At 50.3% G+C, this 21,141-nt stretch carries 21 protein-coding genes (1 of these 21 cut by a window edge); 12 read left to right on the top strand and 9 right to left on the bottom strand.

The genetic code is table 11. The annotated features are described in order from the left end of the window. The 12 genes from SIB88_RS07885 to SIB88_RS07940 all read left to right on the top strand — a co-directional run. Nucleotides 1–324, top strand: partial view of a helix-turn-helix domain-containing protein gene (locus SIB88_RS07885; RefSeq protein ID WP_412557802.1) — the 3' portion only. It extends 756 nt beyond the left edge of the window; the window shows 324 of its 1,080 coding nt (coding positions 757–1,080); its start codon lies beyond the left edge, outside the window; it ends in the stop codon at nt 322–324. After that, entirely contained in the window at nt 317–880 is a 564-nt protein-coding gene (locus tag SIB88_RS07890) for a hypothetical protein (RefSeq protein ID WP_412557803.1), read from the top strand. The genes SIB88_RS07885 and SIB88_RS07890 overlap by 8 nt, the downstream gene beginning before the upstream one ends. Beyond that, nucleotides 873–1,610 carry a SprT-like domain-containing protein gene (locus SIB88_RS07895; RefSeq protein ID WP_412557804.1) on the top strand — a complete coding sequence of 246 codons (738 nt, stop codon included), beginning with the start codon at nt 873–875 and terminating at the stop codon, nt 1,608–1,610. The genes SIB88_RS07890 and SIB88_RS07895 overlap by 8 nt, the downstream gene beginning before the upstream one ends. After that, nucleotides 1,607–2,218: a thermonuclease family protein gene (locus tag SIB88_RS07900; RefSeq protein WP_412557805.1), complete on the top strand. Its 612-nt coding sequence runs from the start codon at nt 1,607–1,609 to the stop codon at nt 2,216–2,218. Before SIB88_RS07895 ends, SIB88_RS07900 begins: the two co-directional genes overlap by 4 nt. 185 nt (nt 2,219–2,403) lie before the next feature. Continuing rightward, nucleotides 2,404–2,904 (top strand): ProQ/FINO family protein, encoded by a 501-nt coding sequence (locus tag SIB88_RS07905; protein ID WP_168173423.1) that lies wholly within the window; start codon nt 2,404–2,406, stop codon nt 2,902–2,904. A gap of 52 nt (nt 2,905–2,956) precedes the next feature. Beyond that, nucleotides 2,957–3,586 (top strand): division plane positioning ATPase MipZ, encoded by a 630-nt coding sequence (locus SIB88_RS07910; protein ID WP_412557806.1) that lies wholly within the window; start codon nt 2,957–2,959, stop codon nt 3,584–3,586. Further along, nucleotides 3,586–3,858 carry a hypothetical protein gene (locus SIB88_RS07915; protein WP_412557807.1) on the top strand — a complete coding sequence of 91 codons (273 nt, stop codon included), beginning with the start codon at nt 3,586–3,588 and terminating at the stop codon, nt 3,856–3,858. Before SIB88_RS07910 ends, SIB88_RS07915 begins: the two co-directional genes overlap by 1 nt. A 116-nt stretch (nt 3,859–3,974) precedes the next feature. Beyond that, entirely contained in the window at nt 3,975–4,340 is a 366-nt protein-coding gene (locus tag SIB88_RS07920) for a hypothetical protein (RefSeq protein WP_412557808.1), read from the top strand. Beyond that, entirely contained in the window at nt 4,341–4,799 is a 459-nt protein-coding gene (locus tag SIB88_RS07925; RefSeq protein WP_412557809.1) for a hypothetical protein, read from the top strand. 3 nt (nt 4,800–4,802) lie between these two features. After that, on the top strand, nt 4,803–5,045 hold the full coding sequence (locus tag SIB88_RS07930; RefSeq protein WP_412557810.1) for a hypothetical protein: 243 nt from the start codon (nt 4,803–4,805) through the stop codon (nt 5,043–5,045). A gap of 732 nt (nt 5,046–5,777) precedes the next feature. Beyond that, the gene (locus SIB88_RS07935; RefSeq protein ID WP_412557811.1) at nt 5,778–8,828 is read left to right on the top strand and encodes a class I SAM-dependent DNA methyltransferase; all 3,051 of its coding nucleotides are present in this window, start codon (nt 5,778–5,780) and stop codon (nt 8,826–8,828) included. Then, entirely contained in the window at nt 8,825–9,535 is a 711-nt protein-coding gene (locus SIB88_RS07940; RefSeq protein ID WP_412557812.1) for a hypothetical protein, read from the top strand. The genes SIB88_RS07935 and SIB88_RS07940 overlap by 4 nt, the downstream gene beginning before the upstream one ends. Here SIB88_RS07940 and SIB88_RS07945 read toward each other — a convergent pair. The 9 genes from SIB88_RS07945 to SIB88_RS07985 all read right to left on the bottom strand — a co-directional run bounded on the left by SIB88_RS07945 (nt 9,528) and on the right by SIB88_RS07985 (nt 20,696). Further along, nucleotides 9,528–10,772, bottom strand: a complete 1,245-nt coding sequence (locus SIB88_RS07945; protein ID WP_412559405.1) for a Y-family DNA polymerase — start codon at nt 10,770–10,772, stop codon at nt 9,528–9,530. The genes SIB88_RS07940 and SIB88_RS07945 overlap by 8 nt on opposite strands. Nucleotides 10,773–11,176: 404 nt before the next feature. After that, the gene (locus tag SIB88_RS07950; RefSeq protein WP_287466512.1) at nt 11,177–13,543 is read right to left on the bottom strand and encodes a heavy metal translocating P-type ATPase; all 2,367 of its coding nucleotides are present in this window, start codon (nt 13,541–13,543) and stop codon (nt 11,177–11,179) included. Nucleotides 13,544–13,585: 42 nt separating this feature from the next. Further along, nucleotides 13,586–14,923, bottom strand: coding sequence for an APC family permease (locus SIB88_RS07955; RefSeq protein WP_068518364.1), 1,338 nt, complete (start codon nt 14,921–14,923; stop codon nt 13,586–13,588). 7 nt (nt 14,924–14,930) lie between these two features. Continuing rightward, a complete protein-coding gene (locus SIB88_RS07960; RefSeq protein WP_068518363.1) occupies nt 14,931–15,380 on the bottom strand; it encodes a c-type cytochrome in 450 nt (149 codons plus the stop codon). Nucleotides 15,381–15,490: 110 nt separating this feature from the next. Continuing rightward, nucleotides 15,491–15,826, bottom strand: a complete 336-nt coding sequence (locus SIB88_RS07965) for a YHS domain-containing protein (RefSeq protein ID WP_064781637.1) — start codon at nt 15,824–15,826, stop codon at nt 15,491–15,493. 551 nt (nt 15,827–16,377) lie between these two features. Further along, nucleotides 16,378–17,577: an ABC transporter ATP-binding protein gene (locus tag SIB88_RS07970; protein ID WP_412557813.1), complete on the bottom strand. Its 1,200-nt coding sequence runs from the start codon at nt 17,575–17,577 to the stop codon at nt 16,378–16,380. A 69-nt stretch (nt 17,578–17,646) separates the two neighbouring features. Next, nucleotides 17,647–18,369, bottom strand: a complete 723-nt coding sequence (locus SIB88_RS07975; protein ID WP_114100154.1) for a copper resistance protein B — start codon at nt 18,367–18,369, stop codon at nt 17,647–17,649. A 2-nt stretch (nt 18,370–18,371) separates the two neighbouring features. Beyond that, on the bottom strand, nt 18,372–20,054 hold the full coding sequence (locus SIB88_RS07980) for a copper resistance system multicopper oxidase (RefSeq protein WP_412557814.1): 1,683 nt from the start codon (nt 20,052–20,054) through the stop codon (nt 18,372–18,374). A 78-nt stretch (nt 20,055–20,132) separates the two neighbouring features. Then, nucleotides 20,133–20,696 (bottom strand): plastocyanin/azurin family copper-binding protein, encoded by a 564-nt coding sequence (locus tag SIB88_RS07985; protein ID WP_412557815.1) that lies wholly within the window; start codon nt 20,694–20,696, stop codon nt 20,133–20,135. Between the last annotated feature and the right edge of the window lie 445 nt (nt 20,697–21,141).

A 21,141-nucleotide genomic window follows, 5' to 3' on the forward strand; every position in this document is an offset into this window, starting at 1 on the left:
TCCCCCACCCTTCAAAAACAGCTTACTGCGGCAGAACTTTGCGAATTGGTTGGTCCTGAGCCTTCTGGCACGGCAATCCAGTCGGTTGTGTCTGCTGTCAGGTGGATACTCACCAACCAGGTTAAGCTCAGACCTGCGGTTTGGCGTGTGGCACTTGACAAACACGGCTGGGCTGCAATGGCGGCTGTTGTTGTCGCTGTCGATAGACAAGGCGTGCGCGATCCCGCGGCCTATCTCTATTCGATGCTTAAAGCAGCTCGTTTGCGTGAGACTGTGCGCCATAGCCTACGTGCCCTTGAAGGTCAGGAGGCAGGCTATGCTTGAACTGGTTTCACCTGACAAAGGCCTTCCCCAAACGCTCGACGAGCGTATCTCGATGTTTCAGGCAAAAGCCCGCGCCCTTTCGCGGCTTCGCCGCTGGAACGGAGCAAGTGACGTAACGGTTGCTCAACATCTGGTCGATGCTTGTGATCACGCTTCGCCGGAAGTGAAGTGCTACATCCTTCTCCATGACATCGAGGAAGACCAAACCGGCGATCTGATTACCCCAATCAAAGACCGTATGCGTGATCTTGGTATCTGGGACGCTTTTGAGCATCACATCGTCAGTCCGATCCGTCAGCGATACACCGAGGCCGCTGGCCTGATCTGGCCCTGGCCTGTTCATGTCCTTTATGAAATCACGCGGATTGATCAGCGCCTTAAAGCCACGGAATACAGGGATACCGTAGATCATTCTATTGTCGCAAACCCGGCTTTGCCGCCATTCATTACCCCGTATCCGGAATATATGCTGCCCTGGAGCCCGCAGAAGGCTGAAATCCAATTCATGGATCGGGCGATACGCTTTCTCCCCGCGCTGGGAGGTGGCAATGGGTAACATTCATCCGGTCAGTTCGATCCCGACGCCGACAGTCGAAGCCTATGCAGAGCTTCAGACGGCTTTTGATCATTTCAATATCAGGATCTTTGAAGGCAAGCTTCCGGCTTGTCTGATCACTCTTCAGCGGCACAAACGGACCTATGGTTATTACTCCCACGACCGGTTTGTTTGTGGGGAGACAGGAGAGCTTACGGCCGAGATTGCCATGAACCCGAGTTACTTCGTTGCCAGGACGATCCGTGAAACGCTTTCCACACTCGTTCATGAAATGGCGCATCAGTGGCAATACCATTACGGCAAGCCGGGCCGTCGAGGGTACCATAACCACCAATGGGCCGACTTCATGGAGCGGATCGGCTTGATGCCCAGCAACACCGGGGAACCGGGCGGTCGCAGGGTTGGCGAACAAATGACGCATTACATCATTGATGGTGGTCCTTTTGACCGTGCGTGCGCGGATCTTTTGACGACAGAATATACCTTGTCCTGGTTCGACCGTTTTCCGCCGGTAGATCCGGTTCCCGTCGAGAGAGGTGGCTGTGCTAGTTCTGGTGCTCTTGCCGCTGTGGCGCCTGCCATCAAAGAAAACGGCTCTAATCGCGTCAAATATCGCTGCCCGTCCTGTTCATCCCAAGTCTGGGGCAAACCGGAACTTAAGCTTGTTTGTGGTGAAGAGACGTGTCGTGGGGCGCACTATGCCCCCGTGGGCAAAGAGGACACGACATGAGTAAAACAGGAATGGCATTAAGGATAACCGGCAAAATTTTGCCGGTTTTTACCAGCGCGAGGGAACGTGTGTTTCCTTTAAATCATCCAAAGTGTGGAGCGGATATCAGAACAAATGAATACCGAATTGCAACTAAAATAGTATCGAAAAAGTACCTATTCGGTCTTTTTCTGGTTTCGGTTTGTGGTAGCGTCCGCGCCGATGCCAGCGATTTCAATTGCTATCAATGGCCGCTGCGCGAAAGCAAAGGCAGCCTCGCCTATGATGGTGATACGATCTTCATCCAAATGCCAGGCTTACCAGATCCGATATCAAGAATGTCTGTCCGGGTAGCTGGCCTTGATGCTCCGGAGATCCGGGGCGCATGTGATGCGGAGAAATCGGCAGCAGCAGCTGCGCGTGATCGGGTTCGGGCTTTACTGGATCAAGCTGTCCAGACAAATACCCCGGTTCAATTCTGCAACCCTGAATGGGGTCGTTATGGTGGCCGTGTAGTCGCTTGGGTCGCTGTTGGCAATATCTGGCTTCATGAGCTCCTTATCCGGGAAGGGCATGCACGTCCCTATGATGGCGGTGAGTGCGGAGGATGGTGCAGTTCGCTTGAATGAACGGCACTATATTTCATTGTCGAAACTATCAAAAAAAACACTTATTTAGTATTGAATTAGTTCTTGCATTGATCTGATAATTCAGTATATTAATGGTACTGAATAAATACTATTTAAATAATTAAGTGATACCATATAAATGTTGGTTTAATGCTGTCTCAATGCGGGTTCGAATGGAGGTCAAAGTGACCAAGCACAAGAAATCCCAGGGTTCAATCTGGTCTGCTGATCGAAAGATCATTGCGAGGGCTTTTGAGCTAAGGGCCGCACAAGAGCTGCAATCCTTGTTGCGCGAGGAGATTGCAATTCTGCCAGCAAATCTATCAGACCAGATCAAGCCGTTTCAGCTTGGTGTGCGCGCTATCCTTGGCGATCTGATGAAAGCAGGAACGACACCTGATGAGCTGAAACATGCTCTGCAGAGATATACCGGCGCGACTGGATACCAGATGGCTTTGGGGCTTGATGACAGTCATCGATATCGACTGGACGGATCTGTCGATGATCCCGTGTCGGAAAATAATCGTGAGCACGCCCGGAAGATCGCGTTGGGTCGCTTCAAAAAGATGCGGCGCAAGAATGCAAATCCTCAGCTAGATGGCCGATTAAGTTCGCCAGTATCAAAACCAGAACCAGTCAAACCGGCTCGCACAGTTCTCACCATCAATCGTCGATCCGGTACCTAAAAAACACATATACAATACTGATTATGTATTGATTTAATGCGGGAGTAATGCTGTGATTGTCTTGTTTGGAAGCCGCAAGGGCGGATGTGGAAAATCGACGACAGCGGTAAATGTTTGTGCCGCGCTCGCAAAGCAGGGAAATGATGTTGTGTTGGTTGACGCCGACCCACTAAGCACTGCTGCAAAATGGGTGATGGACCGGGACGAAAATCCCGATCTTCCCAAAGTCCACTGCGTTCAGAAATACGACAATATCCGCGATACTCTGATCGATCTGAACAATCGATACGAGTATGTGATTGTTGACGCCCCTGGCAAAGACAGTCGAGAGCTTCGCACGGGTATGACAGCAGCTCATAAGCTGATCGTGCCTTTCAAGCCCTCGAATGCGGACCTGGATACGTTGGGTGAGCTGCAGAAAATCATTGTCGAGGCGCGTGATTTCAATCCGGGGCTTGAGGTCCATGGTCTTATGACGATGGTGCCGACCAATCCAGCCATTCGCGAGCGCGAAGAGGCTCGCGAATATCTGGCAGACTTTCCCGAAATCGAGTTGCTTGCCGAGGTCATCTGTGAGCGCAAGGTTTATCGGGATGCCCTTCCGGAGGGGCGTAGTGTCGTCGAGATGGACAATCCCAAAGCGGCTTCCGAGATCAATGCTCTGATACAAAGGATATTTTGATGGTCAAACGTCGCGAGCCGAAAAACGCTGAAATTCCAAATGTCGATCCCGCGAAGATTGAAGACTTTGCAAGCCGGGTGGATGAAGTTGCCAAGCCCGGCCGCATGGGGCGGCCGCCAAAGGCGCCGGGCAAAAAACGGGATTACAAGGCGATCAGCCTTCCATTCAATCAGGCTGAATGGGAAGTCCTTGAAAGGGCAGCTGAAAAATCAGGTCGATCCAAGAACAACTTTATTCGTTGGGCGATCATCAAAGCGGCGGAAGACCTCTAGTTCAAGCGACATCAAGAATAGAATATATTCAGTGCTACACATGTATTTATTTAGTGCTGAATATATACTGCCTATTCAAGGCCAACCTTCAATTTCCATCAACACAAAGGATCGAAATGAAATCCCTCTTTGCACCACTTGCCTTTGCCTTTGCCTTTGCCTTTGCGCTTAGCGGCACGGCACAAGCAGCTGACGTCGTAAAACCAACCAGTGCCTGCCATACCAAAATCAGTTCCACTTTTCGCATGATTGAGCTGTACGTAAAAACTGATCAGGTTAATGAATTTACCCTTGATCAGATCGATATCACACGCCGCCAGTGCGAAGATGCTACGGACCCAAAGTTCAAAAGCTGCCACGATGGTTTTGAAAAAGTGGCTGAATTGGCACACGCAGGGCAGGGGCTAGAAGCCTATATGGCCATGGGGAAAACCGCCTCGCCTGAGTGTGCCGACTATTTTGCTTTGCATTGGACCAAATAAATGAAAACCACCCTCACAGTATCGGCTTTCGTCCCGGCACTGATGGCCGGAGGGTCGGCTATTGCTGGCGAACCCATTTTGCAAACAGAAAATCTGTTTGCAGTTGTAACCGACGTGCACGACGAACAAGTGGCCGTTATGCTTGTTCATTCCGCTATAAGCCGCGAAGGAGCAACCATTCTGCCGGTGCGGTCCGTCTTTTATGGTGAAAAGTCCAAGGTGGTGGGGGCTCGGGTGTCGGTGTGTTTTACTGATCTGAAGGTTAACGGCTCACAACCGCTTGAGCTTTCTTATGTGGGCCCGGCTTTTCCTCATGAGGGATGTATAGGTCAAATTCAGGATTATTTCGGCGCGGCTGGCGTGGAAGAAACGCACCTACGTCCGGGCGAGGCGGTGCGCGTTTACCTGAATGGCGACCTGTACAACGCCAAAGCTGCGCAGGACGGGAAGGAGCAATAAGAAATGTTGGATTTCGTAAAGATTACGTCCAAAGCAGAATATCATATCGCCAGCCTTGCCGAGCAGGCTTATGAAGACCCTGCGCAATTGGATCTATACCGCGCACGGGCCGATGAGGTTGTGGCCTTCTGGATCGGGCTAACGATGGACTTAGACAAAGGTTCAGATATCAATAGCGATATTGCCACTGCGAACATATCCACGACCTTTGACACCGTGCTGGAACAACGGAAACAGGAAGAATAGCATCGCTTCATCAGGAACATATCTTCTTGACAATTTATGTGACTAACCAGCCATATTCATAATTGGAGTTGAGCTCGAATATGCTTGTAGTAATCTCCGTAAAGTGATCTATCCATTACAGTGTTATACGTCTCTCAAGTCTTGCTTCGGAACCGTCAGCAGTTACAGGTTCGGTCTGATCTAGGCCAATGAAAAAAGCGTCAATTCACGCACGGATCTACCGAGTGGATTGATGTTCCGGTGCTTGGTGCCCTAGTAGATCCGGATCCCGTCGCTTCACCCTCCCCCTGCCTCGCACATGTTTATTTGATTGCAACACATGATTCTATGTGGGAAGGTACATAAAATTATGTGTTCAGGGCTTTGATGTAATGGTTTATGAAAGGTTTCTCCACGATCTCGCGCGAGCAGGCCTAAGCGTCAGGGCGTTTGCCGAATTAATTGGAATGAACCCTAATTCTGTTTCAAATTACGCCCGTTCAGGTGTGGTTCCTGACCATTTGGCGATCATTGCAGCACTCGTGGCTGAGATGGGCGTTAAAGGGCTCGATTTCCAAGGGGTGTTGGCGAAGGTGGAACTAACCGCTAAAAAGCCTCGCGGCCGAGCAAAGTCCGGCCAGTTCGGGGGCGACCGACAGGTGCCACTGGATCTTGACGAATGATAACGTTCTATTCTCTCTTGCAATATCGAGCTAACCATTTGGGCTGGCTACTCTGGTTCGAGGCAGAACTATGATCGGTATGATCAATATCCTTGATGATCTAGGCGCTGATCGCGACGGCATTCGTCTATTCCACAATCCGGCGCCAGAGTTGCTTGCCTATTCGACAATTCTCATGGCTCGCGAGAGTGACGACGATTTACGCCTGGTTGAAGGTGTTTATGAGTGGCAAGGGTGCCCGTTAGTTTTCCTTGTAGATGGCGACCGGTTAAACGGAGACCTTGAGCAGCTTAAGCGAATTCGACGGATTCTCGCCATGCGAGGTGATGCGCCATACCTCGGAGTGGTTTTCCCAGGAAGGTTGGATGTATATCGGATCGCACTAGATCGCCATGCTCTTTCTAAGGTGCGCGTTGATGCCGGCGTCTCCGATGATGAAACTTGGCTTACCTTGCCGCGCTTGGCGAACCTGCGCCCGGCTGCTGAAGTCAATGATAGGACGTGGATCACCGGCGTCATTCTGAAATTACTTGATCAAGCTATATCGTCTCTCAAAGCCGATGCCGACCTTTCGGGTGAGGACGCGATATCATTGGTCGGACGGGCGCTCTTCATGCGTTTTCTTGCTGATCGCGGTTTACTGCCTTCAGCTAAGGATATTACGGGGAGATATGCGTCGGTCAACGAAGCTAGCCCTGAAGAACATGAGCTGTTCGATCAACCAGATTTAGTGCGCCTCTCTTGTTTGTGGCTAGATAAGACCTTCAACGGTGAGTTACTCCCGTTGTCAAATGCAGTGTTTCCGAAACTTACCTTGGAAGCATGTCATGTGCTTGGTAATATTCTGCGGCGCGCTGAGGGAGGCCAACTGTCACTGGGATGGAGAGAACAGTGGGATAATCTGGATTTCTCACACATTCCGGTCGGTGTGCTGAGCCAAGCTTATGAATATTATCTGCGAAAGCATGCCCCAAAGAAGCAACAGCAGGAGGGAGGCTTTTATACTCCTCATCCGATTGCCAATTTGATGGTTTCGGCTGCGTTTCGTGGATTGGATAGTCAGGGCATTTCTGCCGCTGCGCGGATATTGGACCCCGCAGCTGGCGCAGGCGTTTTTCTGCTTGCGGCGTTTCGTGAGTTAGTTGCTGCGCGTTGGAGATCCGACGGCCAAAGACCTGGCACGACGGCGCTCCGCGAAATCCTTTATAGTCAAGTCCGAGGGTTTGACATCAACGAAGAAGCGTTGCGTTTTTGCGCTCTCGGTCTCTACTTGCTTTCAATTGAACTCGACCCCAATCCTCGACCGGTGGACAAGCTACACTTCGACGATTTGCGCGGGGTCGTTTTGCATCGTCCAATCGACACCACTGATATTGATCGCCCCGAAGCAAAGCAACTGGGTAGCCTCGGCCCACTAATTAGTAAGGAGCATGATGGTCAGTACGACCTAGTGATTGGGAACCCACCGTGGGCTAGTGCGACCGGACTGGAAGACTGGAGGCTCCTCCTTGCGGAAGTTCACGATATCGCTCGAAGCAGAGGCCGAGCCGATATCGCTCCTCCTTCTTTGCCCAATGCCGTTCTTGATTTACCGTTTGTCTGGCGAGCAATGCGTTGGGCAAAGCCTGATGCTCAAATCATATTTGCACTACATGCGCGCTTCCTCTTCCAGCAAGGGGATGGTATGCCGCTCGCCAGACAGAGCCTCTTGGAAGCGTTGGATGTGACATCGATCATCAACGGCTCTGAGCTACGCCGGACCAAGGTCTGGCCGAGCATTTCGGCTCCGTTTTGCCTCCTCTTTGCCGTTAACCGACCTTCGCATACCGCGTCCGGATTTCGGATGCTTACCCCTCGCTATGAAAAGAGCTTCAATAGCGCCGGAGTAATGCGGATCGACGCGGCTAACGCATATGTTGTGCGTCCACAAGATCTGCGGGAGCGTCCGGAAACACTGAAGATCCTATTTCGCGGTAGTGAGGCTGATCTATCGCTAATTGATAGGGTGAGGCGAGGCAGTTTCACGACGCTAAGCCGCTATTGGCAGGAGTTATGTGACGGGGAGCTTGCCAGTGGAAACGGCTACCAAAAAATTCGGGATAGTAGCAAGAGGCAGGATGATGGAAATATCGGTGAGGACGCTGCTCCATTGCACGGGCTTCCTCATCTTGATGACGTGTCATCAGCGACCTTAGTTATTGACCCCTCACGGCTTCCGGCTTTTGGTGTGAAGCGCCTTCATCGTGCGCGAAATAGAGCGATCTATAACGGACCGATCTTGCTCGTTCGCAAATCTCCGCCAGCCAAGCTACAGAGGATACAGGTGTCAGTCTGCGATCAAGACATTGTATTCAATGAGAGCTGGTATGGGTTTAGTGCCAAGGGAGCTGATAAAGCTTCTTTGTTGACTCGCTATCTTGCACTTGTGCTTGGTAGTCGCGTCGTGCTTTGGATATCTCTGATTACCAGTGGCGAATTCGGCTTTGAACGTGAGGTTGTTGAGAAATCCATCCTTGAGGAGGTCATGATTCCTCCGTTTGAAACACTTTCGCAGGATAAGGTGCGGGAGGTGCGCGACCTTTTTGCTCGGTTGGAAGAAGAGGGCGGTGATGTTTGGGCAGACGTCGATGTTTGGGTCGCAAAACTGTATGGGTTGGGCGAACGGGACTTGACCATTATCGAAGATACGTTGCGGTTCAATCTCCCTTATGCCTCAAATCGGGAGTTGGCACAGAGCGCACCTTCAATCGACCAGATCGAAAACTATTGTCGAACGCTGGAAGCCGAACTCGCCAGATTTGCACAACGCTTCGAATGTACTATTCGTGTAGACTATGCTCCTGCTCGACAATCGTCCCCTTGGCACATGCTTAACATTTCTACGTCCCGCGACACTGAAACTGAAAACCAGATGGTGAGTTCACTTGCCGAGATTCGTGCTCTTGCCGCAGTTGCTGATCGCACCAGTGCGACTGAAATAATCATGGACAACGGTAAGCATCGCTTAGCTATTTTGATCCTTGCTCAATCCCGATACTGGAGCGAAACACAAGCACGCCTTGCTGCCCAGCGTATAATCTGGTCAAGACCGGAGTTGTTTACGGAGCTTCCTGCGGTATGAGCAGAACGCCCTCGATATTGCAAGATCATTTGTCAGAATTGATCCGCGGGCAAGAGTTGCCGCTGCCGGCACTTGATCACTCGCATGTTGAAGTCATCCTAGAACTATTGCAGAACGCCTATACTGGAATCAAAGCGGACTATCATGAGGCAGTCTCCAGTGGCGAAGAGAAACATCTAAACAGTTTAATGGTTGATCGCTTGAACCATCTGGTAGGCGAGAACTCTTTGGCCAGTCTGTTGGTTAGGTCGGTTTCTCGTGGTACGGAAACGAAGAATTACGACGCAACCCGTTTTGAGATGCGGCCTGATATCCAGATTTCCTTGACGAGCCGGCAGCACTTGTTTCCGTTGATTGTTGAATGCAAGCTCATCCATATAACGAAGGGAAAGACAGTTGACCTCTATTGCCGGGATGGTTTGGCTCGGTTTACAACTGGCGACTACGCTTGGACTAATCAGGAGGCCCTGATGCTAGCCTACGTCAGGGACGGGGCTTCTACCACCTGCCACCTAAGTCCATTTCTCGAGGCGGCAACGCGACGTTCACCACCTGAGTATGCAGTGGTGTCACTACCACAAAAATGCGCGGTCTCATTGCCTGATGCTGCCCGATCCGAGCATGGGCGCTACTTCAAATATGTGCATGGTGGCCACGGCGGCAAATTACCAGGGGATATTGCTGTGTGGCACTTATGGGTTAGCTAAAAAAAGCAGGTAGAAACGGCGTTATAAGGCTAACGGGTGTCAAACGGATTACAGGAATGTCACGCCATTTCGTCGTATAGCATGGGGATCGATTGGTCGATGCCATGAACCAGTCTGGGCCGTTTGACCTGGACATTCTGCCAACCGTCACAGCTTCCTTCCCAAATCTCCCTTCAAGCTGATCAATTGCTTTCATAAGCGGGTTGTCCAGTTGGCAGTGTCCTGTAAAAAGATCTCTGGGCGCATCTTCCGGCCGACACAAATCCAGCATCAATATGCCGGCTTTTTTCACTGCAAGATCGTTGCGCCAAATCCGATTGATGTTCTGGCCAACGAGGTTACTTACGATCCTTGTGTCATTCGTTGCCGGCGTCATTGTCAGCTCGCAACCGCGCGAGAACTGCGGTCGATCTTTCTTGAATCTGTTGCTCAAAATAAAGAGCTGACACCGACACGCGACAAGACTCAGCCGGCGCAACTTTGAACATGCCCGGCCCGCGAACGTAATCAGCGCCTCTTTTAACATTTCCCTGTCGTTAATCTCTTTTCCGAAGGATCTCGACACGCACACGGTTTCACGTTGTGGTGGGCTGTCATCGAGATCGATGCAACGAATGCCGCGTAGTTCACGCACGGTTTTCAGGCCGCCGACCGTCATCATTTTCCGGGCGGTTGTATCGGGCATATCGCGAAGTTGACGGGCCGTTGTAACGCCAATGGTGGCAAGCTTGAGGGCGAACTTTCGCCCAACGCCCCAAACGTCGCCTGCCTCAGTTCGCTCCAGGGCGACGTCGATCCATTTCTGATCATCGAGGACAACCACGCCTTTTGCTTTGGGGGATTTCTTTGCCAGACGGTTCGCGAGCTTCGCAAGTGTTTTTGTGGTCGAGATGCCAATCCCGACAGGTATCCCGGTTTCGCGCAAGATCTTCGCCTTCAGATCCCGTGCCCATCGATCATGATCGATGGGCATATTGTCCAGATCGATAAAAATTTCGTCTATTGAATAGATTGAGCTGTCCGGTACTTCGTTTGCTATGAGCGTCATCACCCGTCGGCTGATATCGCCATAGAGTGCATAATTGCTGGATTTGACGATCACGCCATGCCGACCGATCAGATCGCGGATCTGGAACAAAGGTTGTCCCATCTTTATCCCCAATGCCTTTGCTTCAGGGCTTCGAGCAATCGTGCATCCGTCATTATTTATATTACATTTAATATAGTTCGTTATTATTCAGAGCTCTGATTTAAAAGAGTAAATACAAGTATATTATTATTTTTGTTCATACAAAAACTGTTCAGTCAAATTGTATAGGCGGTTAGAAGATAAATGCATCAACACTGACTCGATGAAAATAGATTGGCCAATTGATGATGATCGCATGTATGTAACCCTACAATGTAAATATACAGGATTGCATCTATCGGTGCGTAAACTCGAAATTATCAAGGTGAAAATAGATTTCTGGCTACCAAGTGTAAAAAGCCGACAGATGAATTTTGGGAACGGATCAGAAGAGATTTAAAGTTCTGAGTGCTGGCTGGTATGTCATTTAAAATGGGCGAGGGGTGAACTGTCTTGTATTAAAGTCAGCCTTGTCTGGTTCACCCCTCGCCCAATCAGTCAATATTGGGATGCTAGTAACTTGCTCGACGTAACCTCAGTGCATTCGCAATGACTGATACCGAGGATAAGCTCATGGCTGCAGCTGCAAACATTGGTGAGATGAGAATGCCAAAGAACGGATAGAGCAGACCCGCAGCAACAGGCACACCGGCTGCGTTATAGACCATCGCAAAGAAGAGGTTTTGCCGGATATTGCGCATCGTTGCTTCCGAGAGTTCTCGGGCTCTAACAATCCCGCTCAAGTCACCTTTGACGAGGGTGAAACCAGCACTTTCAATTGCAACATCAGCGCCCGTACCCATCGCAATTCCGACATCAGCCTGAGCAAGAGCAGGGGCGTCGTTGACGCCATCACCTGCCATGGCTACCTGATGGCCTTCAGCCTTGAGTTCCATAATTAAATTGGCTTTGTCTTCTGGGGAGACATCGGCCCGAATCTCGTCAATGGAAAGTTTATTGCCAACGGATTTTGCTGTTCGTTGGTTGTCACCGGTTGCCATGACGATTCTGAAGCCTTGCTTCTTGAGCGCCTTTAAAGCCTCCAACGTCGTGTCCTTGATCGGATCGGCTACGGAAATGAGCCCGGCAATTCTTCCATCAATAACGACATGCATTACCGTCTCCCCCATATCTCGCCGATCATTTGCTGTTTTATCAACAGCAGAATGATCGATATTGAGAGTCTGAAGGAGTTTGCTATTACCTAGGGCAACCGACTTGCCACCCACCTTTCCGGTGACGCCCTGACCGGTTACAGCTTCAAATTCCTCTGCCTTATCAAGGGACAATCCGCGCTCCTGAGCAGCACTGACAATGGCGTCAGCCAATGGATGTTCGGATCCCTTTTCCAGCGCCGCAGCGACAGAAAGAACTTCCTCCTCCTGAAAATCCGGTTGGGCGATTACACCTGCAAGTTTTGGTTTACCCTCTGTCAAAGTCCCGGTTTTATCGACAATGAGCACATCGATCTTCGCAAATCGCTCCAAGGCCTCTGCATTTTTAATGAGCACACCAATTTGTGCACCACGGCCGGTCGCTGTCATGATTGACATCGGCGTTGCCAAACCAAGGGCGCAGGGACACGCAATGATCAGAACAGCAACCGCTGCGACAAGCCCGTATGACAATGACGGATCGGGCCCCCAGATGGCCCAAGCGACGAAGGCGATCAAAGCAACCAGGATAACAGCAGGCACAAACTTGCCTGCAACCGTGTCTGCAACCTTTTGGATTGGCGCTTTGCTTCGCTGAGCATGGGAGACCATATCAACGATTTGGCTCAAGACAGTATCTTTGCCAACCCGTTTGGCCAGGATGATCAGGCTGCCATTTCCGTTGATTGTTGCTCCGGTGACATCGTCATCTGGATTTTTTTCAATTGGAACGGGTTCACCCGAAATCATGGATTCATCAACTGACGACCGTCCTTCAACGACAACGCCATCGACAGGTATCTTGTCACCTGGGCGAACCCTCAAACGCATTCCGACGGTTACATCCTCAAGAGGAACTTCTCGTTCAGAACCATCATCTTCAATAATGCGGGCTGTTTTCGCAGCAAGACCCAATAACGCTTTGATTGCCGAGCCGGTTCGTTCCCGAGCCCCCAATTCCATTAGTTGGCCAAGAAGCACAAGGACAACGATGACAGCTGCAGCTTCGAAATACACACCGACATGTCCCTGTGCGTCTCTGAAGCCATCAGGAAAAATACCCGGAGAAATCACTGCGACGACGCTAAATATATAAGCTGCGCTAACGCCCATCCCGATCAAGGTGAACATGTTGAGAGAACGGTTCACCACAGAATGCCATCCACGAACCATGAATGGGAAGCCGGACCACAGGACAACAGGCGTTCCGAGAACCAACTCCACCCAAAGAGTAACGCGTTCTCCAATCATTTCCCGGATGAAACCCAAACCAACAAACGGCCCCATCGTTAGGACAATAAGCGGCACCGTAAGAGCTGCGCCTAACCAGAATCTCTTTTTGAAATCCCGAATCTCGGGGTTTGGTGCGTCATTTTCTGTTGGCATATCCATCGGTTCCAGTGCCATTCCGCAGATCGGACAGGAACCAGGTTCGGATCGTATGATCTCTGGATGCATCGGGCAGGTGTAGCGACCCGAAGTCGATGACGAAGCGCTGTTTGCAGCAGATGTCTCTTCCTCTGAGGACAATACGCTCTCAGGAGAGCTATCGAACTTGCCCTTACATTTCTGCGAACAGAAATAATATGTCTCACTGCCGTACCGAGAGCGTGGTGTATCGGCATCCACCGTGACCGACATACCGCAAACAGGATCCGTCGACTGTCCTGATTGATCAGACATTTTGTGATTATCCTGGTGCTTCTTATGATGATGATCAGACATGGTCTGCTTCCTGCTGTTATGCTGCAATGTCACTGCGGATAATCAATGTTCTGAGTGATCGTGACTGTGCGCCTTGGCCGATTGGTTTATCCAGTTTGACAGGAACCAACGTTCAAAAATGAACACAGCAACGATCATCAAAGTTGCAATGAGAACAATGGATGGGTCGCTTTGCAATTTCATGCCGGCGAAAACGAGCAGCACGATGATGTCAAAGACAATTGCTGTAATCATTACAAAGCCGCGTGCTCCTATTTCTTGTCGTAGGTACTTAAAGCATCCCCAGTGGATGAGCACATCCATGACCAGATAGAAAAACACGCCAAGTGAAGCGATCCGGCTTAAATCAAAAAAGATTGTCAACAGCGCTGCCACGACAACCGTGTAAACAAGTGTGTGGTCTTTGATTGAACCCGACATTCCAAAATGACTATGCGGGATCATCTCCATATCGGTCAGCATCGCGAGCATTCTTGACACCGCAAACACGCTTGCTAGCAAACCGGACGCCGTCGCAACGACTGCGAGCAGCACAGTCAGATAAAATCCGATGGGCCCCAATGCTGGCTGTGCAGCTTGGGCGAGGGCATAGTCTTTGGCTTTTATCAGTTCGTCCAAGTCAAGGCTTGAACCAACAGCAAGCGCCACGAGAATATATACGACAACGCAAATCAGGATTGAGAACGTAATCGCACGACCCACATTCTTATGAGGGCTCACGATTTCAGCACCACTGTTTGTGATCGTTGTGAACCCTTTGAAGGCCAGAATTGAAAGAGCAATTGATGCGACAAAACCGGCCAATGGAAAGCTCGCGCCGTCGGGTGATGACGGCTCGAACGAGTATCCACCAGCCCACAGCGCTGCAATTGCAAACAATGCAATGCCGCCGATCTTCAACGCGGCCATGACCATTGAAAACAGGCCAACCGATTTGTTGCCAGCTCTGTTAACAGCATATGCAAAAATTATCAGGCAAACACCCAATACCGGTATAAGAACTTCAAGCTCTGTCAGGTCAAACGCCCGCAAAACATAGGTTCCAAATGTTCTTGCGACCAAACTCTCGTTGATGACCATCGAAAAGGCCATCAGCAATGCTGCGCCGCCTGCTATGGCTCCCGGCCCGTATGCTTTTTGGAGGATCATTCCGATCCCGCCTGCAGACGGGAAAGCATTGGACATCTTGATGTAGGTATAAGCACTAAAAGCAGTGACAAGTGCGCCAAACAGGAACGACAACGGGAACCACTTTCCTGCAAGTTCGGCAATTTGTCCGGTCAAAGCAAAAATTCCTGCTCCGATCATAACACCGGTGCCCATGGATATGGCGCCAAGGAGCGAGATACTGTTTTTCTTGTATTCTGCCTGATGATCCATTCCTGCCTCACATTTGGTGTTTTTGGTACGCGATGCCGTTTGCTTCTTGCAGCTCGCGTATATAACGAATGATCCGTGCTACCTGTTCCGAACTGACCTGAGGCTGGGCTGGCATATCGCCAAAGGGCCAGTGATGTTGTTTTGCCCCGTTTTGAACAGCTAGATAGAATGCGCGATCTGAATGATGTCCCGGATTGTAGATTCTGTGCATCAGCGGCGGGCCTTGCTCTGTGCCTGTTGCATTGCCTCCGTGACAAGCAACACAGTTCATATCGAAAAGCTGGTTTCCTACCATGGCTTCCTTGCTGAAACTGGGGAGCGCAATTCCGCTATCGGTCAGTTCAAGATCTTTGATGTCATCTTTCCCGGGCAGAAACGAATTCAGGGTCATGGCGATGATCCCTACTGCGAAAAAACCGATAACCAAATACTTTGGCCAATTGATTTGTTTTTTCATTTTCTTCGGGCCTTTGTTTTATGCGTATGTATCAAATATTCGAAGACACGTGAGACCAAGGGAACTAGTCAACCCTGGTCCTGTTGCTGCCGCCTATTGATTTCGCTGAACTAGCTTGGCGATACGTGAGTTTGTCGGCTAATTGCGCTGCCATCGACATAGGTATCTGGCGACACTTCAAATTTCGAACGACAGGTGTCTGAACAGAAGTAGAATACTTCACCGCCATAAATGGCTGTTTTGGCGATGCGCGGATCGACAGTTTTATGACAAACCGGGTCAACGGCGGACTGAGGGTGCTCCCATCGGATTGCCTCAGCCTGACCGTCCGCTTGTTTCTTATTGTGGGTGTGCTTTTTGTGCCCAAACATGTGAGCACCGCAACCAAAGCGCATCATCAATATGATGAAGGCTCCCCAAAGCAACCAACTGAGAATATTTTCCATTTCTCTTCGCCATCCCATAAATACCTTTAGGTATGACTGTTCCGTCTGAAAGCAGCATGGTGCAGAACACCAAGGCTCGATCTGTACGCATGCCATCGGCAGGTGCAGAACCCAGAACAGTTATTCGCTATTTGTTCGGGAGGATCAGGATATGGGAGGCTGGAAAATCCATGACCGAGATACCGGCTGAAGGGACACTTCTTCTATCCCGTTCTGTACATGGGAAAACTCGGAAACCGGTAGGATAATCTCGGTAAGGACCGCTGATGTGGAGTGACAAGAAACCTGAGGGCAGCACGAAGCCAGGTCATGCTGGTGTTCAACGTCAAAACCATTGAGTTCTGCAGAATGCGCAGGAAAAGATCCAGTCGACGCGACTGCAATATGGGGAGCAAGCATTATAGCGCTAATCCCGACGAGCAGGATCAGTACGGCGCGTATTAGTGCTTGCTGTGCATTCATTGATCAAACTTCCTTTGGGCAGTAACGTAACACTTATGCCCTTAAATATCGAGTTACGTTGACCTACCTCAATTAAGGGGACGTTTTTTTTAACCGACTTCAGACAGAACCGTTACATCTGCAAGCCGGTTGTCCGTACTGTTGATTTCCTTTGAGATGTAAGGTTTGATTTCGGAGTATCTGACGTGAGCATCGGCTTGCGCCTGATAGTAGCGAAAGAGCTCTTTTAGCGGAGCGCCCATGTCTTTGTATGCAGTTAATACTGCGATTAGAGCCCCGAGCGTGAGATCGCCTTTTATCACCAGATACCCTCCAATTGTGTAAAAGAAGAAGGGCGTCATCTGTGATATGAAATTGTTTAAAGACTTCATGGCGAACTTGTTCTTGTGGATAGAGAGACGAAGGTCGTGAAGTCGCTTGTATGACCCGTAAATATCCCGGGCACCTGGCTGGTTATCGTTTGAGATGTTCCCTATCTTCTCGCCGAGAACTCTGACTTCCTTCAGCCGCGTTCGAGACAAAGCATTAATTTTCTTCTGGAATCTGGGGATGACAAAAATCTGAAGCGGCAACAGTGCGGTTGCGGCGATGCCCAAAACCAAATCTTGCACGAGCATGAAAGTCAGAATCGTCAGGAATGTACCGCCTTGTAACAAAGGCAGCACAATCGACTCTGCAGCATATCCAGCTACGGGCTCTACCTCCTGCACAATAACCGGAATCAATTCCCCTCCTTTGGGGGATGGCTTTCGAAAGCTGAATTTTGAAATATCAAGCCGTAGGCGGCGTGACATGTGTTCAGCCAGCGCACCGGATTGCAAATTAACCTGATATTTCAGCCAGCCATGCACGCCAATCGCCAATAAAAAAAGCAGACAGAGAGCAAGTAAAGCCATCGTTTGAGAGAACTCCATTCCTAAATAGGTAGCTGGAAAATGTCCTGACTCAATGGCGTTGTTGATGATCAACTTCGGAAGCTCGAGGCTCATGTAAAGAGCCGGCAAAGAGGCCGTCGCCAGTAGGCCCAGTTTTAGCTGCCGCTTCCATGAAGCGTTGAATATGTACTGCAGGAGCGCTGTTCCGCTCTTTGCCGAGGGCTTTTGAGCCTGTTGCGCAAGAACATATCTGCGGCGTCTTAAAACCCTGTATCCCGTCGCGCTGAGAATAATGATCAGCGCAACCGGCACCCCAAACACCACCAAATGGAATACAAGATGAACCCACCAGTGTGCATCGCTTGATATGTAGTGCGTCAAGCGATGCCCCATATCGTGGACGATTTCCATCATTGCAGTTAGGTTCCTGTAGAAGGTTCGGCAAAACAGACAGGGAGGAAAGTCCTCCCTGTCGTGTGATGCTTAGAAAAGAAGGCGGAGACCGGTTACGAGGTAAGTTGCCTCATAATCTTCGCCGTCATCTTTTGCAAAGTCTGCGGTTTTTCCGAGTTTCCGCTCATAGGCAACCCCGATATAAGGTGCAACGGCACGGTCGATCAGGTCATAGCTAAGCCGCAGCCCGATTTCTGCGCGTGAAAATCCGCGTCCGACCTCAATCTCACGATCGTCAGAGAACGCAGCATTCAGCTCCAGCGAAGGTGTGAGGATTAAACGATTGGTCAGCAAGCCCTCATACTCAACATCAAGCCGTGCACTGCCGTCTCCGGTCTCGCTGACAAACAGATCAGCGTCGACTTCAAACCATTGAGGAGCAAGCCCCATGATTCCAACGGTTCCATACCAACGATCTGTTGTGCTGGGCGTATCCAGACGAATACCGGCCTTGGCATCGAAAAAGTCGCTGATTGGTGTTTGCAGGACCAGTCTGTTCTCGAAGTTTTCGTAGAGATCATTCTTTAGATCACGCTCGCCTTCGCCTTGCCAACGTAACTTCAGTTCATCGGTTCCAACAAATGCATCACCATCCCAAACGAAAAGATTTTCCCCTTCGTCACCAGAGCGGTATTCAAACTGCTCCATTTGAATGCCATAGAAGATGTGATTGTCTGCTTTTGCAGTAAACGAGAAGGACAGGATCGTGGAAAGAACACCACCACCAATCGCGGCCAAAGTTAGTGTTTTCATTGTTATTGAACTCCATTCTCAAGTGCCGCGACGGCTGGACCGCCCTCTACAACCACTTTTCGGAACATGCCAGAAGCCATGTGATAGCTAAGGTGACAGTGGAAAGCCCATTCCCCAGGTTCATCAACCTCGGTTTCCGAATAAACAGTCATGCCTGGATTGATATTGATGGTGTGTTTAACCGGATCCCATTTACCGTTGCCGGTATCGAGGATTGACCACATCCCGTGCAAATGCATCGGGTGTGACATCATGGTCTCATTGACGAACTTGAAGCGCACCCGTTCGCCATATTTCAAGCGGATAGGTTCTGCATCTTCATATTTGACGCCATTGATAGACCACGTATAGCGTTCCATGTTGCCGGTAAGGCGCAGTTCAATTTCACGCGTTGCAGGCCGTTCAGGGTACAAAGGCTTCTGTGCCTTCAGGTCGGCATAGGAGAGGAACTTTCCGCCATTGGCTGCTTTTGGTGTCAAACCACTGCCAGCGGCATAGAAGGGGTCATCTTTCGACATTCCCATCTGAGAATGATCCATTCCGGCCATATTCGAATGGTCCATTCCAGCCATACCGTTTTCGTTACCGCTGCTCATCGAAGAATGATCCATTCCGGCCATGCTACCGTGATCCATTCCCATGTCCGCCATTGTCAGCAACGGAGCGTCCATGCGTCTGGCTGGCATTTCAGCTTTCAACCCTTCTTGCGGCGACAACGATCCGAATGCATAACCCGAGCGTCCCATTGATTCGGCCATGATTGCATACGGCTTTTCAGCGGTCGGCTGAACAATCACGTCGTATGTTTCTGCAACCGAAATGCGGAATTCATCAACCTTGACCGGTTGAACATTGTTGCCGTCGGCCTGGACAACAGTCATTTCAAGTCCAGGAATGCGGACGTCGAAGTAAGTCATGGCCGATGCATTGATGAAGCGCAGGCGCACACGTTCGTTTGGCTCAAACAGTCCGGTCCAGTTTTGTTCCGGTGATTTACCATTGATGAGGCCGACGAAGCCCTGAACGTCTTCAATATCTGTTGGCATCATGCGCATGCTGCCCCAGTCTCCACGTTCAGAGAGAGTCTCTCCCAATCCGTTTTCCGAAACGTCGGAGATGAAGTCTCCGAGCGTGCGTTGGTTACGGTTGTAGTAGTCCGGCATCATCTTTAGGTTGCGCAGAATACGCGCACCGGAATGAGGATGCTTGTCTTTCAGAACAACGACATATTCACGGTCGAACTTGAATGGCTCGCGTTTTTCGGGTTCGATAACAATTGAGCCGTAAGCGCCATCTGGTTCCTGGAAGCCAGAGTGGCTGTGAAACCAATAGGTCCCGCTCTGTTTGACAGGAAAGCGATAGGTAAAAGTCTCGCCCGGTTCGATCCCGGTGAAGCTGATGCCCGGCACACCGTCCATCTGGTAGGGAAGGATCAACCCATGCCAATGGATAGATGTAGTCTCGTCCAGGTTGTTCGTCACGTTGATGACGGCATCTTCGCCTTCTTTGAGGCGTAAGGTCGGGCCAGGTGATGAACCATTATAGCCAATTGCTTTGGTTTTCGTACTTCCAGTGTCAATTGTTACATAATCGACAGAAAGATTATAAGTTCCTGCATGCGCCGCTGTTGACACAGCAATAGCGCTTAGTGCCCCGAACAGGGCACGACCAACAAGTTTTCTCATTCTCATGATCTCCGATGGTTGAGGTGCGCCAGAGGCAACAGGGAGGGATTCCCTCTGGCGCGAGACCCTGCGCAGTGGTTACTGCAGGCGAACTTTACCGACCATGCCACTCTCGTAGTGGCCTGGTACATTACACGCAAATTCAAGTTCTGCGTCTTTCGGGAAGGTCCAGATCACCTCGGCAGAATCACCCGGCTCCAGAAGCACGCTATTCGGATCGTTGTGCTTCATGGTTTCGCCGTTCCCCATGTCCATTTCCATCATGTCCATGTTGATTTTATCTACTTCAAGGGCCCCGTGTTCCATCATCATCATCATTTCTTTTTGATGATCCGCGTGCATTGCTGCCGTGCCGATGTTGAATTCGTGAACGAACTCACCCTTATTTTCGATCAGGAAGCGAACGGTTTCGCCGCCACGAACAACGATCTTTTCCTTGTCATAGAAGTTGTCTTCCATCGTGATCCGAATGGTCCGGCGGACATCAGAGATATCGCCAGGCGCACCGATTTCGACGCCATCATTATCACCGCCACTATGACCTGCACCAGCAAATGCAGAAGTCTGGATACCGGCAAGGCTACCCATAGCAAGGGCGGAAGCAACAGCAAGGCGAAGGACAGAAGTAGTGTATTTGGGCATGAAAATGCTCCCGAGATAATTCAGTATAAAGGATCTCGTTACGCAAACCTTACACAGAGTCAGTGATCGGACTCATAGCGACAGATTACGTCACGAATGCAGTTTAGATAAGGAACTGAATATCTTAGGTGCGGGGAGGTTTGACGCTAACATCAAGCTCTGCAGGCGAGAGCGTTCTGTCTTTTGCCCAGTACTTTACAGACAACAAAACAGGTGCAGCGTTCCAGTTACCAGACATTTGCTGCACATAGGGACCACAAACAGCCATGCCACAAACATCGTTGTGCGATGGATCCTGTGTGTGAGAACTACTGTCAGCCATGACGGAGACAACACTGTGATGGCCACTGTTAATATCAGCGGCTTTGGCATGCACGGCCTCAGCGCCAGACAGCATTACTGTCAACGCGATGATAACCGAAAGTATGCACGAGATGATCCGCAA

Origin of the sequence: Thalassospira sp. MIT121401, assembly GCF_047125595.1 — a bacterium.
GTDB lineage: Bacteria > Pseudomonadota > Alphaproteobacteria > Rhodospirillales > Thalassospiraceae > Thalassospira > Thalassospira povalilytica.